Annotated in this window: 12 protein-coding genes; 8 read left to right on the top strand and 4 right to left on the bottom strand. The window is 61.7% G+C overall.

Annotated features, from left to right (window positions below; translation table 11 throughout):
• Positions 1 to 108: 108 nt before the first annotated feature.
• Both IB265_RS29685 and IB265_RS29680 read right to left on the bottom strand, forming a co-directional pair.
• Entirely contained in the window at positions 109 to 252 is a 144-nt protein-coding gene (locus IB265_RS29685; RefSeq protein WP_192495581.1) for a hypothetical protein, read from the bottom strand.
• Positions 253 to 723: 471 nt separating this feature from the next.
• Positions 724 to 1,161, bottom strand: a complete 438-nt coding sequence (locus tag IB265_RS29680; RefSeq protein WP_113131850.1) for a VOC family protein — start codon at positions 1,159 to 1,161, stop codon at positions 724 to 726.
• Positions 1,162 to 1,412: 251 nt separating this feature from the next.
• On the opposite strand from IB265_RS29680, the gene IB265_RS29675 reads away from it, so the two are divergent.
• The 8 genes from IB265_RS29675 (at position 1,413) to IB265_RS29640 (ending at position 10,462) form a co-directional block, all read left to right on the top strand.
• Positions 1,413 to 2,408 (top strand): MsnO8 family LLM class oxidoreductase, encoded by a 996-nt coding sequence (locus IB265_RS29675; protein ID WP_192495580.1) that lies wholly within the window; start codon positions 1,413 to 1,415, stop codon positions 2,406 to 2,408.
• Positions 2,409 to 2,429: 21 nt separating this feature from the next.
• Positions 2,430 to 3,779 carry an LLM class flavin-dependent oxidoreductase gene (locus IB265_RS29670; protein ID WP_112995828.1) on the top strand — a complete coding sequence of 450 codons (1,350 nt, stop codon included), beginning with the start codon at positions 2,430 to 2,432 and terminating at the stop codon, positions 3,777 to 3,779.
• Positions 3,780 to 3,801: 22 nt separating this feature from the next.
• Positions 3,802 to 4,989 (top strand): M20 aminoacylase family protein, encoded by a 1,188-nt coding sequence (locus IB265_RS29665; protein ID WP_112995856.1) that lies wholly within the window; start codon positions 3,802 to 3,804, stop codon positions 4,987 to 4,989.
• A gap of 22 nt (positions 4,990 to 5,011) precedes the next feature.
• Positions 5,012 to 5,563: a GNAT family N-acetyltransferase gene (locus tag IB265_RS29660; protein WP_082615748.1), complete on the top strand. Its 552-nt coding sequence runs from the start codon at positions 5,012 to 5,014 to the stop codon at positions 5,561 to 5,563.
• 62 nt (positions 5,564 to 5,625) lie between these two features.
• Complete coding sequence (locus IB265_RS37495; RefSeq protein WP_192495579.1) at positions 5,626 to 7,401, top strand: amino acid ABC transporter permease/ATP-binding protein; 1,776 nt, start codon at positions 5,626 to 5,628, stop codon at positions 7,399 to 7,401.
• 72 nt (positions 7,402 to 7,473) lie between these two features.
• Positions 7,474 to 8,418: an ABC transporter substrate-binding protein gene (locus IB265_RS29650; RefSeq protein WP_057248718.1), complete on the top strand. Its 945-nt coding sequence runs from the start codon at positions 7,474 to 7,476 to the stop codon at positions 8,416 to 8,418.
• Between the two features lie 68 nt (positions 8,419 to 8,486).
• Positions 8,487 to 9,419: an ABC transporter substrate-binding protein gene (locus IB265_RS29645; protein WP_192495578.1), complete on the top strand. Its 933-nt coding sequence runs from the start codon at positions 8,487 to 8,489 to the stop codon at positions 9,417 to 9,419.
• 11 nt (positions 9,420 to 9,430) lie between these two features.
• Entirely contained in the window at positions 9,431 to 10,462 is a 1,032-nt protein-coding gene (locus IB265_RS29640) for an LLM class flavin-dependent oxidoreductase (RefSeq protein WP_057248716.1), read from the top strand.
• Between the two features lie 507 nt (positions 10,463 to 10,969).
• Here the strand turns inward: IB265_RS29640 and IB265_RS29635 are convergent.
• Positions 10,970 to 11,935, bottom strand: a complete 966-nt coding sequence (locus tag IB265_RS29635) for a magnesium and cobalt transport protein CorA (RefSeq protein ID WP_057248715.1) — start codon at positions 11,933 to 11,935, stop codon at positions 10,970 to 10,972.
• Between the two features lie 53 nt (positions 11,936 to 11,988).
• Positions 11,989 to 13,845 carry a potassium transporter Kup gene (locus IB265_RS29630; RefSeq protein WP_375293095.1) on the bottom strand — a complete coding sequence of 619 codons (1,857 nt, stop codon included), beginning with the start codon at positions 13,843 to 13,845 and terminating at the stop codon, positions 11,989 to 11,991.
• Between the last annotated feature and the right edge of the window lie 283 nt (positions 13,846 to 14,128).

The following is a 14,128-nucleotide window of genomic DNA, read 5'->3' as shown; positions in this document are numbered from 1 at the left end:
CCACCGCCTTAATCAAAGCTGCCCACCGCTCGCCGTCGATAAGCCGATAACCTTGGCGTCATCAGCTGTGGCAGAGGCGGCATGCAAGTCGCCTCTGCTCCACTAGAGCTATTTCTGCTTCTTGCCTACGCTGGGCGCGCTCGTGGCGAACTTGACCTGATTGCCCGGCGCGGCGGCGGCGGCCGGTGCCACGGACTTGTCCTTTTTCGGCTTTCGAACTTCGCGATTGCTTCTTACCTGGCCTTTGGCCATCTGATCCTCCTGGATTTTCGGTTGATTGTGGGTTGCAGTATTTCAATGCTGCGACATGACCGTGCCTTTGTGTCCACTCAGCAAGGACGGAACGTTCCGCCACGAAGGCAGGAAAGCCTGGGGCCTCGTGCTGCCGAACTGAACCGCTTGATACGGAGTGCGGCCGTAGTTTCACCTTTGCATATTTGCTGAAGCCGACCGCGTTCGCGGTATCCAAACCCGCTAACGTTGACGAGATTACGCGCGGTAATGTGAAGGTGAAGCTCGGAAGACACGCGGTCCTCCTTTCGTTGGGGCCAGGACACTAACGCCCCGAAGCAGCAGCGCCCTGAAAATGGCTACTGAAGATGAGAGCATGTGCTATTTGAAGGTCGTACGCAATGGCCCTTGTCCTCTCTTTGAACAGGCGGGTCGGCCCAAGACGCGCCCGCTGACATTGCACACTTTTTACCATTCGTCTTGGTATTGAGCTCAGCTGAGTTCTTGGGCGAGTCCGATGAGAAGCCCTTCAGGTCCACGGATGTAGCAGAGCCGATACGCATCCTTATACTGGACTACTTCGCCTACCAGCTGCGCGCCGCGCTTGAAGAGCCTTTCAAGCGTCTCGTCGATGTCGTCCACGGCGAACATGACGCGGAGGTAGCCCAGGGCGTTGACCGGGGCGTTCCGGTGATCTGCGACCACAAGTGGCGTGAGGAAGCGGGAGAGCTCGAGCCGGCTGTGGCCGTCCGGTGTGCGCATCATGGCAATCTCGACACGCTGATCACCCAGTCCAGTGACGCGTCCGGCCCATTCTCCTTCGATCGTTGCCTGGCCTTCGAGCTCGAGGCCGAGCTCGCGAAAGAAATCAATCGCCGCTGCCAGGTCTTCGACGACGATTCCTACGTTGTCCATCCGCTTGAGCGCCATGTTTCCAATCTCCAGGGTGGCGTTCCAATCTATAAGGTGTCCCCTCGTCTAACAACGGACGCTTGAGATGCCCTGAACATCGGCAGTCATCCGGGCCCGATCCACGATTGGAGAAAGGCGCCTCTTGGGACGTCAACGAAAGCGGCAACTTTTCTTGTTTTGGGCAGCGAAAGAGAACGTCATTCCTATAATCTATAAAAATTATGTATTTAATGATGTTATGTTGTCCACTGTGCCGGAACTCAGAACCCATGTCCTATCTGCTCAGCCTTCTCGACAAGAGTCCCGTCGATCCCGGAGGCACGCCGACACACGCCCTGCATGCGACGGCCAACCTTGCCGTGAAGGCCGAGGAATGGGGCTACCATCGCTTCTGGGTCGCGGAGCACCATAACATAGCCGGCCTCGCAAGCTCCGCGCCGGAAACCTTGATCGCGTACCTCCTGGCGAAGACGTCGAAGATCCGCATCGGTTCCGGGGGCGTCATGCTGCAGCACTATAGTGCTTACAAGGTCGCCGAGACCTTCAACCTGCTTGCCAGTCTCGCACCATCCCGGGTCGATCTCGGCGTCGGCAAGGCACCTGGTGGTTTTCCGTTCTCCACCAAAGCGTTGCAGGTCGGAGTTGACCCGGCATTGCGGCCGAGTTTCCCGGAGCAATTGAGCGATCTCAACCGTTATTTCCTGGCGGAGGGCGGCCCGGATTCGGAGCTGTTGGCGACGCCGCTGCCGCCCGTCGCACCGGAACGCTTTCTGCTGGGAGCGAGCGTCGACAGCGCGTTGCTGGCTGCCGAAAAAGGCTGGAAGCTTGTCTTTGCCGGCCATCTCAACGGCGATCCGGACAATCTGCAAAGAACCTTCGACGCCTATGATCGCGCAACGAAGGGCGAGCGGCCGCTCCTCGCTCTCGCAGCTTTCGCGGCTGAAAGCGAACAGCGGGCGCGCGAACGCGTTGCCGATCTGAAGATCTTCAAGGTGCTGCTTGCAAACGGCCAGAGCGTCAATGTCGGCAGCGAGGAGCAGGCAGCCGAATACGCCCGCCAGGCCGGCATCACGGACTACCGCGTCGAGAAAAAGACGCCGAGCGTGCTCACCGGCACGCCTCGGCAGGTGCGCCGGGAGCTCGACGACTTGCATCGTCGCTACGGCGTCCAGGAATTCATCATCGATACGCCTTCGGTTGCTGCTTCCGAACGCTTCGCCTCGATCGAACTCATTGCACGAGAACGACTGTCTCTCGCCGCCTAATCATTCCGGGAAGGAACTGTCATGACCAAGAAGAATGTGACTTTCGGTATCATGTTGCAGGGGCCGGGCGGGCACATGAATGCCTGGAAACACCCGAGCGGGCCGGCCGATGCCAGCGTCAATTTCGGCTTCTTCGTCGAAACGGCGCGCAAGGCCGAAGCCGCCGGCATCGCCTTCGCCTTCGTCGCTGACGGCCTCTACATCAACGAGCAGTCGATCCCGCATTTTCTCAATCGCTTTGAACCGCTGACGATCCTGTCTGCCCTTGCCGCTTCGACGTCGAAGATCGGTCTCGTTGGCACGGTTTCGACCTCCTACAGCGATCCGTTCACCACTGCCCGCCAGTTCGCTTCACTCGACCTGATCAGTGGTGGCCGCGCCGGCTGGAATGCCGTGACATCGCCGCTTGAAGGTTCCGGCCGCAACTACGGGCGCGAACATCCGGAGCACGAGCTGCGCTACGAAATTGCCGACGAATATCTCGACGCCATCAAGGGGCTCTGGGACAGTTGGGACGACGACGCCTTCGTGCGTGACCGCGCGTCCGGCGTGTATGCCGACAAGTCGAAGCTGCGCCGGCTCAACCACAAGGGACGGTTCTTCCGGATCGAGGGGCCGCTCAATATCGAACGCTCCAGACAGGGACAGCCGGTGGTGTTCCAGGCGGGAGCCTCCGATTCCGGTATTCGGCTTGCCGGCAAGCACGCCGATGCGGTGTTCACCAACGGCGGCCCGATCGAGGATGCGAAAGCGTTCTACAAGCAGGTCAAGCAAAGTGCGGTGGCTCAAGGGCGCCGCGCCGCCGAGATCGGCATCTTCCCCGGCATCGGCCCAATCGTAGGCGCGACTGCCGAGGAAGCCGAGGCGAAGTACCGTGCCATTCGCGATCTGGTGACGATCGAAGAGGCGCTTCTCTATCTCGGCCGCTTCTTCGACCACCACGACTTCAGCGCCTATCCGCTGGACGCGCCGTTCCCCGATATCGGCGACATCGGCAAGAACAGTTTCCGGGCAACGACCGACCGCATCAAGAAGACGGCGCGCGAAACCGGGGCGACCCTGCGCGAGATCGCGCTCGATGTCGCAACGCCAAGGACCGCCTTCATCGGCACGGCCGGGCATATCGCCGACGAGATCATCCGCTGGACCGAAGAGGATGCGGCAGACGGCTTCATTCTCGGCTTCCCGGTGATCGCCGAAGGGCTCGCCGATTTCGCCGAACATGTCCTGCCGCTGCTTGAGCGCCGCGGCTACTTCAAGCGCGAGCTCGAAGGCGAAACGCTGCGCGACCACCTCGGGCTCTCCTACCGCGAGAGCCGCTACGCCGCGCCGGCAGCGGATGTCGAACGAGGAAGGGCCGTCGGGGCCTGATGGCATCGGCGGAGCTGCACACATGAACCTCATTCTCACCGACACCCAGAGGTCCGCCGCCGTGGAGCGAGGCCTTGCCGCCTTTCTCGATGAGATCGTCGCCATTCGCCACGACCTGCATCAGCATCCGGAGCTAGCCTTTCAGGAGAAGCGGACGAGCGGTCTCGTCGGCGATCTGCTCGCCGCCTGGGGCTATGAGGTGAGCCGCGGCATCGCCGGCACGGGTATCGTCGCAACACTTCGGCGCGGAAGCGGCGAGAAGGTGATCGGCCTTCGCGCCGACATGGATGCGCTGCCGATCGAGGAGGCGACCGGGCTTGCCTATGCCAGCCGCCACAAGGGCGTCATGCACGCCTGCGGTCATGACGGGCACACGGCGATCCTGCTCGCCGCCGCGCACTTTCTGGCGGTCGAGGGCCGTTTCGACGGCACGCTGCGGCTGATCTTCCAGCCCGCCGAGGAAATCGGTGCCGGCGCACGCAAGATGCTGTCGGAGGGCTTGTTCGAGCGCTTCCCCGTGGACGCCGTCTTCGGCCTGCACAATTGGCCGGGCGTGCCCGCCGGACGCTTCGGCTTCGTCGCCGGTCCAGCCATGGCCTCGGTCGATCAGGCCAACATCACGGTCGTCGGCAAGGGCGGGCATGGGGCTGAGCCGCATCTGACCGTCGATCCGGTGCTGGCGACGGCGTCGCTGATCACCGCGTTGCAAAGCCTGGTTTCGCGCAATGTCGACCCGCAGGACATGGCCGTCGTTACGGTCGGCTCCATCCACGGCGGCCAGGCGTCGAACGTCATTCCCGAGAGCGTCTCGCTGAAGCTGACCTTGCGTGCCTTCAATGGCGAGGTCCGTCGCCTGCTCGGCGAACGTGTCCAGGCGCTGGCCCGGGCGCAGGCCGAAAGTTTTGGCGCGAGGGCCGAGGTCGACTACAGGCTCGGCTTCCCGGCGCTGGTCAACCACCGGCGTGAAACGGATTTCGCCCGCAATGTCGCGCTTAGGGCCTTTGGCCCCGAAGCGGTCGTTGCCGACTTCAAGCCGCGCACCGCCAGCGAGGACTTCGCATTCTTCCTGGAGGAGAAGGCGGGCAACTACGCCTTCGTCGGCAACGGCGACAGCGCGCCTCTTCACAGCGCCGAATACGATTTCAACGACGCGATCATCGCACCGGCCGCCCGCTACTGGATCCGGCTGGTGGAAACCTTTCTCGCATGACGACCATGGGATGGCGAAAGACATGAGCGACACGTTTCTCTACACCACGCCCCTCGACCCGCGCGCCAAGCCGCTGATCGACGAACTGATCGTGGAATACGACAGCCGCTACGGCAACTACTTCAGCGAAGAAGGGGCGGCGGCGGAGATGAACCGCTATCCGGCAGAGGCCTTTGCGCCGCCGCACGGCAATTTCGTGCTCCTGATCCGCAACGGCGAAACCATCGGCGGCGGCGCCTTCAAGTACTATGACGACCACACCGCCGAGTTCAAGCGCATCTGGACCCGCTCCGATCTGCGGCGCCAAGGCCTGGCGCGCAAGGTGCTGTTCGAGCTCGAGGCGCAGGCGGCGCGGCAAGGCTATTCGCGCATCTATCTGACCACCGGCTTCCGTCAACCGGAAGCGGTCGGCCTCTATCTCGCCAACGGCTATACCGCGCTCTTCGACGTCGAGGCCGACCCGGAGGTCTACAAGACGCTGCCCTTCGAGAAGGACGTCACCCACCTCGTCACGACGCTTGCGTTTCTCGGCGAAGTGCCGCCTTCCCATCCCCAGACCGCAAGCCACGCCTGACCCCGAGCGATCGCGCCGGTCGCGAGTCCGGCCGCCAACCGACTTTCAAGAGAGGATCCAACATGGCAGTTCTGAGCGATCTCGCCGGCGCGCCCGGTGTCAGCCGGACCAGTGAGCCCAATCCGGCCTATGCGCACTACCGCATCGTACCGGCTCGCCATCCGGGCCGCGCGCTCGGCACGCTGTTTGCGGCGCTCGTGATTGCCAGCGTGCTCTATTCGGTGCTGACCAACCCGCGTTGGGGCTGGCCGGTTTTTGCCGAATGGTTCTTCGCAGAACCGGTGATCGCGGGCCTCGGTCGAACCTTGCTATTGACGGCGCTTGCCACCGTCTCGGGTTCACTTCTCGGTACCGCTTTGGCGCTTGCCCGCGTGTCGAAGTCGCCGCTGCTTGCCAGCCTCTCCTTCGGCTATATCTGGCTGCTGCGCTCGATCCCGCTGATTGTTCTGCTATTGGTGCTCAACAATCTCGGCTACCTCTACGAGACGATCGCGATCGGCGTGCCCTTCACCGACACCGTCTGGCTGAACTATCCGACGACCCAGCTGCTGACGCCCTTTGCCGCCGCCTTCCTTGGCCTTACGCTCAATCAGTCGGCCTTCTTCGCCGAGATCGTGCGTGGCGGCATTCTCGCCGTCGATCAGGGGCAACACGAGGCGGCCGCGGCGCTGGGCCTGCCGCGCCGCCGCCAAGCCTTCCGCATCGTGCTGCCACAGGCCATGCGCTCGATCCTGCCCACCGGCTTCAACGAGATCATCGGTCTCGCCAAGGGCACCTCGATGGTCTACGTGCTGGCGCTGCCCGAGCTCTTCTACACGGTTCAGGTCATCTATCGCCGCAATCTCGAGGTCATCCCACTCCTGATGGTCGCGACCGTCTGGTATCTGGTGATCATGACCGGGCTCTCGATCGCCCAGCACTACATCGAGCGCTACTATTCGAGAGGCGCGGTGCGCAATCCGGTGCCGCTGCCGTTTCAGGCACTCGTCGCGCGCTTCCGCCGGCCCTTGCCCGCGGTCGCTGGCCCTTCTGGTGCAGCCGCAAGAGTGGGCTTTCGCGACGCCCAGGTCCTGCGCTCCGGCGGCGCGGTGCATGTGCACGGCATTTCCAAGAACTTCGGGCCGCTGAAGGTGCTCGATCGGGTCGAGCTGAACCTGCCGGCCGGCAGCGTCACGGCGATCCTCGGGCCGTCCGGTTCGGGCAAGTCCACGCTCCTGCGCGCCATCAATCATCTCGAGCGCGTCGACGATGGTTTCATCGCGATCGATGACGAGCTTGTCGGCTACAGCCAGAAGGGCGACACGCTCTACGAACTGAAGGAAAAGGAAATCCTGAAACGGCGTGCCGACATCGGCATGGTGTTCCAGAACTTCAATCTTTTCCCGCACCTGACCGTGCTTGAAAACCTGATTGAGGCGCCCATCCACGTGCGTGGTCTCAGCCGGGATGACGCGGTGCGCCTCGCTCGGGATCTGCTGGACCGCGTCGGCTTGAGCGACAAGATCAACGCCTATCCGCGTCAGCTCTCCGGCGGACAGCAGCAGCGCGTCGCGATTGCCCGTGCGCTGGCGCTACGCCCGAAGGTGCTGCTCTTCGATGAGCCGACGTCGGCTCTCGATCCGGAGCTCGTCGGCGAAGTGCTCGACGTCATCAAGGAATTGGCCCGCACCGGCACGACGCTTGTCATCGTCACCCACGAAGTCGGCTTTGCCCGCGAGGTCGCCGACACCGTGATCTTCATGGAGGCGGGGCGCGTGCTCGAGGCCGGACCGCCGGCGCAGATCTTCGCCGAAGCAAGCCATCCGCGCACCCGCGAATTCCTCGCGCGCGTTCTCTGAAAAAGCTGTCCGCCTTTCCCGATGGGGAAGCTTTGCCATCATCAACAATCAATGATTGAAAAGGAGAGCACTATGACAATATTCGACACTGCAAAGTTGCTTCTCGCCGGTGCCGTCACAGCCGTGACCCTCGGCTTGGGTCCCGTCCAGGCCGAGGAGAAATTCGATCTCAGCCCCGACACCTCCAACCGCATCCGCGCGGAAAAGAACGAAGCGGCGATCAAGGCGATCGCTGCTGACTTCAAGTTCGTCAATCCGGGCAAGTTTACCGTTGCCGTCAACCCGTGGGACCCGCCGATTGCCACTTACGCATCGGACTCCAAGACCGTTGTCGGCGCCGATCCGGATATCGCTTCGCTGCTCGCCGACAGCTTCGGCCTTGAGCTTGAACTCGTGCCCGTCGCCTGGGCGGATTGGCCGCTCGGCGTCAGCTCCGGCAAGTACGACGCCGTGATCAGCAACGTGACGGTGACCGAGGAGCGTAAGGAGAAGTTCGATTTCTCCACCTATCGCAAGGATGTGCTCGGCTTCTTCGTCAAGTCCGACAGCAAGATCAATGAGATCAAGGAACCGAAGGACGTCGCCGGATTGAAGGTGATCACCGGTGCCGGCACCAACCAGGAGAAGATCATTCTGGAATGGGACCGGCAGAACGTCGCCGCCGGGCTAAAGCCAATCGAGGTGCAATATTACGACGACCGCGCCGCCGGCGATCTCGCGCTGCAGTCGGGCCGCGCCGACGTCGAGTTCAACCCGAATGCCACCAGAGCCTATGCCGCGTCGATCAAGAATGACACCAAGGTGGTCGGCATCGCCAGCGGCGGCTGGCCGCTGACGGCCGAGATCGCCGTCACGACGCGCAAGGGCGGCGGTCTCGCCGATGCCGTCACTGTCGCGCTCAACGATCTGATCAAGAGCGGCAAATATGGCGAGGTGCTGAAGCGCTGGAGCCTGGGTGCCGAGGCGGTCGACAAGGCCCAGACCAACCCGCCCGGCCTGCCTAAGAGTGGTTCCTGATCTGGCCTCGCTGGATCGGCGGCGGCGCCGCCGGTTCAGCTCCTGCATTTCACCCGGAGACTAACAGCATGAACGGCACGACCCGATTTCGCACTCTTCTTGCCGCCGCGGCGGCCCTTCTTCATGTCGGCTCGGCGCAGGCCGACACTGCCTTTGATCTCAGCCCCGAACAGCCCGGCCGCGTCCAAGCCGTTCGCAACGAAACCGCAATTGCGGCCATCCCAGCGGACTTCAAATTCGTCACGCCAGGCAAGTTCACGGTCGCCGTCAGTCCGGGCGGGCCGCCGCTTGCCACCTACGCTACCGACGCGCGTACGGTCATTGGGGCCGATCCGGAATATGCCGGTGCGATCGCCAACAGCTTGGGGCTCGAGCTTGAGCTCGTGCCCACTGCTTGGATCGACTGGCCACTGGGGCTGACGTCCGGCAAGTACGATGCCGTGATCTCCAATGTCGGGGTCACCGAGCAGCGCAAGGAGAAGTTCGACTTCTCGACCTATCGGCAGGGGCTGCACGGCTTCTTCGTCAAATCCGATAGCGGCATAACTTCGATCAAGGAACCGAAGGATGCGGCGGGCTTGAGGATCATCGTCGGCGCCGGCACCAACCAGGAGCGCATCCTCCTGAAATGGAGCGACGAGGATGTCGCCGCCGGCCTGAAGCCGCTGGAGCTGCAATATTACGACGACGAGGCGACGAGCCTCGTGGCGCTCGCTTCCGGGCGGGCCGACGTCATCGTACAGCCGCATGCGCAGCTCGTCTTCATTGCCGCCCGAGACAACAACATCACGCGTGTCGGTACGCTGAGCGCCGGCTGGCCGGAGCGTTCGGACGTGGCGATCACAACGCGCAAGGGCAGTGGGCTCGCCAACGCTCTGACGATCGCCACCAACGGTCTGATTGCGGATGGCACCTATGGCAAGGTTCTGGAACGCTGGCACCTCCGGGAGGAGGCGTTACCGAAGTCCGAGACCAACCCACCCGGTCTTCCGAAATTCTAAGGAGCCTTGGCGTGACGCGGAACAAGATATCGATCAGCCATATCGGCTTCCTGAGCCCAGGCAACTACCCGGCGGACGACCCGTTGGATGGGCTGGAGAAGACCTTGGCGTTGCTGCAATATGGCGAGGCGCTCGGTTTTGCCAGCGCCTGGGTTCGCCAGCGACACCTCGAACCCGGGATATCGTCGGCCGCCGCCTTTCTTGCGGCGGCGACCCAAAGGACAAGCCGCATCGAACTCGGCACTGCGGTTATTCCAATTGGCTACGAAAGCCCGTACCGGCTAGCAGAGGATCTCTCGACCGTCGATGTACTCTCGCGGGGTCGTCTGAACATCGGCCTCAGCGCCGGACGTCCACTGCATGCCGATCTGATCGGCCGGCTTGTCTTCGACGATGGCTGGGAAGGTTTCGACTTCACGCACGCACGTGTGCTGCGCTTTGTCGAAAATCTACGCAGTCGCCCGATCGGCGATGAAAACACCTTCATCAAGACGCCGTTTGGCCCGCAGCGCCCCCGGCTCCAGCCCCATGCCAAGGGACTGACAGACCGGATCTGGTACGGCGGCGGCTCGTTGAAATCTGCCGGATGGGCAGGGCGCAGTGATCTCAATCTCCTGATCGGCAATGTTACGACCGGGGAAGGCACCGACGATTTCTTCCTCGCGCAGCAGCGCCAGCTCGAGACCTATCGCGCGGCGGGCGGTACGGAGAGGAGGGTCGCGCTTGGCCGGGTCATTGTTCCGCTGGATGGTGCGGACGCAAGAACGCGCAAGCGCTATCTCGACTACGCGGCCGGACGCACCGAGCGAACGCTGGCGCCGCAGGGCGATCGGCGCACGCTTTACGCCCGCGACCTCGTCGGTAGTTCGGATGAAATCCTTGAACGGTTGTTTGCAGACCCGATCCTGCCGCATGTCCGCGAACTCAGGCTCGAGCTCCCTTACGAATTCGAGGACGAGGACTACCGCCAGATCGTCCATGACTTTGTTGCTCGCATTGCTCCGCAGCTCGGGTGGCAGCCCGCCGACCAGAAAGCGGCCTAGAAACGAGGGTCCTCCGAGATGAGGCCTCGCAAACAGGAACATATGAGTGCCAAAGACGATCGACTACTTCTTCTCCAATGGCTCGTTGTGGTCGTATATCGGATTCGACACCTCGTCGGCCACGCAAGGACTATAGCCGCGAAATCGTAATGGCGCGAAATACAAAGGCCTCAGTCACGATAACCTCCGGGCGCTTGCCGCGCTCTTCGACGTTCCTGCGGTCGTTATTCTCGTTGCGGAGGATAAGGCGGCTTTCTTCGAGAGCGTTGGGGACATTTCGCTGTAAGAGGCAGAGTTCGACGCGGCGCTGTCGTCAGCGGCTCCGGGAACCGTTCAACTTGCCGAGGTCCATCCGGAGTCGCGTTTTGACTTTTGGCCTGTTGCAACGGCGTCCGGGCAGCGCGCCGTGATTGGGCTCGCGTTCGATCCCGACCGGCGCCCGACATACCGGAGACATTGATCGATCAGTAGCATCTTGGCGTTGGCACTCGATCGCCAACAGACTTCCTAAAGCCAGCCAGACCTTTTGAAACGCCAGTACAGGATGGCGCAAAGCGTGACGATAACGCCGAGGACGGCAAAGTAGCCGTAGCGCGTCGCAAGCTCGGGCATGTTTTCGAAGTTCATCCCGTAGATGCCGGCGATGGCTGTCGGCACGGCGAGGATTGCCGCCCAGGCCGCAAGCTGCCGAGTAATGGTGCCCTGGCGCTGCTGCTCCAAGAGATTGGAGGCCTCGAACACGGACGTCATCACCTCGCGAAGGCCGCCGACCGACCCCTCAACGCGCCTCACATGGTCATACACATCTTTGAAGAAGGGTTTCGCATTGTCGTCGATGCAGGGGAGTTCGAGGTGGCTGAGCTTTCCCGCCACTTCCCCCATGGGTCCGAGAACTCGCTGAAAGCGGATCACTTGGCGACGCATGCGGAAGATGCGCCGGATTTGCTCGGGCTGCAGCAGCGACACGAGCACGTGTTTCTCGAGCTCCAAAACTTTGTCCTCGAGTGTCTCGACCACCGGCAAGTAGCCGTCGACAACGAAGTCAATGATGCCGTGAAGGACGTAGTCGGGACCGTGTTCAAGTAGCCGTGGGGACTGCTCGAGTTGCAGGCGCAGTTCCTTGTGGGAGCGGGCTGAACCATGGCGAACGGAAATCAGGTGGTGCTTCCCGACAAAGATGCAGGTTTCGCCGTAGGCAATCTTGTCACCCTCCAGATGCGCCGTCTTGGCGACGACGAACAACTGGTCTCCGTAGACGTCCACCTTCGGCACTTGATTGCCATTGAGGGCGTCCTCAACCGCCAAAGGATGAAGGCCGAACATTGCCTGAAGGCTCGCCATTTCGTCTATGGAGGGATCCGTCAGCCCAATCCACGCAAATTCGCCGTCTGGCGCTTCGAATGGCTGGGCAGCAAGGGGCACTTCTTCGGCGCGCTTGCCCAAACGATACAGATAGGAGGCGACGACTGTCATTTAAGCTTTCCGAAATTGCGTTGGTCGCGCGTTCAGCGTCTGAGCGGAGACGACTAAATCGTGACCTGCTCGCCGATCTCGACGACGCGATTGGCGGGCAGCTTGAAGTATGACGACGGATCAATGCCGAGCCCCGCGAGCGCGATGTAGAGCTTGTCCTGCCAGCCCGGCAGACCGGAGTTTGGATCACTGATAAGGGTCCTGCGCCCCAGATAGAACGACGTCTGCATGATCTCGAACTTGAACCCTGCCTTCTTGCAGAGCGAGAGCGATTTCGAGACGTTCGGCTCGTCCATGAAGCCAAAGCAAAGTTCGAGCCTTGCAAACCGGTCCGAAAGTTCCGTCAACGTAACGCGCTCTTTCTCCGCGACATACGGGTGCTCGGACGTCCGAACGGTCAGAATGACGTTTTGCTCATGAAGGACGTGATTGTGCTTGATGTTGTGAAGGAGGACGGCGGGAGTCTTGTCGCCCACGCTTGTCAGAAAGACGGCGGTTCCTCGAACCGTCTGGGGCGCATGGGTCGATTTCTCGATGGAACGGATAAATGTCTCCAGTGGGATGTCGTTTCGCGCGGTCTTCTCGCGCAGCATTTGTGACCCGCGCGTCCAGGTCCACATCACGATCATGATGGACAATGCCAGCGCCACCGGTACCCAGCCACCATCATGGATCTTCAGCAAGTTGGCAAGCAGGAAGACGGTCTCGATGACAAGCAAGGGCGCAAGCAGCAATGCTGCGACAACCGTGGAGTAGCCCCAGACGGAGCGAAGGAACTGGAATGCCATCAGCGTGGTGACGACCATCGCGCCGGTGACCGAGATCCCGTAGGCGGTGGCAAGGGACTCCGAGTCGCCGAACGAGAAGATGAGCACGATGACGCCAACAAATAGGAGCACGTTTACGGCAGGCACATAAATCTGCCCGGTGTTGGTCTCGGAGGTGAACTTGATCAGCAGCCGAGGGAGGAAGCCCAAATGAACCGCCTGCCGTGCGAGCGAGAACGCCCCCGTGATGACCGCCTGGCTGGCAATGATTGTGGCCATGGTGGCGAGGATGACCATCGGCAGCAGAGCCCAGTCCGGATAGAGAAGGTAAAAAGGATTGTGCACCGCCTCGGGGTGACTGAGCACGAGCGCGCCCTGTCCGAGGTAGTTCACCGCCAATGCGGGGAACACAAGCGCAAACCATGCGGTGCTGATCGGCTTGCGCCCGAAGTGACCGAGATCCGCGTATAGGGCTTCTGCTCCCGTGACCGTCAGGAAGACGGCGCCGAGCACGATCAGGCCTGCCCAGCCCGCGTGGGTGATGAACCAAAAGGCATTGATCGGGTTGAGAGCCTGCAGGATCGTCCAGTCATCGCCGATGTGGATGAGACCGCCCCAGGCCATCGCGAGGAACCATACCACCGTGATCGGCCCGAAGAACTTTGCGACCGCTTGAGTACCCTTTGACTGGACCGCGAAGAGCGCGACCATGACGGCCGCGGCCAGAGGGAGTACGTAGTCGTCAAAGGTGGGCGTGACGAGCTTCATACCCTCAAGCGCCGACATGACCGAAAGGGCAGGGGTAATCATGGCGTCGCCGATGAACAGTGCGGCCCCGATCAAGCCGGCGAAGAACAAAACCGGCATGAAGCTGCCCGTCTTCTTCATCAGAAGCGCGAGAAGCGACAAGGTTCCGCCTTCCCCGTCGTTGTCGGCGCGAAGCAGGAAGAGCACGTATTTGAATGTGACGATAATTGTCAGCGTCCAGACCATCAGTGAAATGAGGCCGATAACCTTGTCTGCTTGCACGCCTTCATTCAAAAAGGGACGAAGTGCCTCCCGAAAGGCGTAGAGCGGGCTCGTACCGATGTCGCCATAGACCACGCCAACGCAGCCAATAAGGAGAACAAGAAAGCTTCGCATCTCCGTTTGAGGTTCGAAAGCTTCGCTATGCGAGGTGGGCATGAGGTCTCCTGGATCGAACCGCTAAAAAACGGCCCCAGTATATGGTGCATTGCGAAAGGTGAGGCAAATACGGATTTGCGGGTTTCCCGCCTGATACGCCTCAGGTCGTCACCCAGATCCGTCTCATGCGCGGGAATTTGCGTCTCGGGAAGACGAGCGCCGCTACTCGCGGTGTGGAACGAGTGGAGTGGTCCGATGCTTCCGGGTGCCATAGCGACATGCCGAGAGCGGCGATCGCAAG

It is taken from the genome of Ensifer sp. ENS10 (assembly GCF_014852025.1).
In the GTDB taxonomy this organism is placed as follows: Bacteria; Pseudomonadota; Alphaproteobacteria; order Rhizobiales; family Rhizobiaceae; genus Ensifer.
The sequence above is the reverse complement of the archived record's forward strand: the minus strand, read 5'-3'. Positions and strand labels throughout refer to the sequence as shown.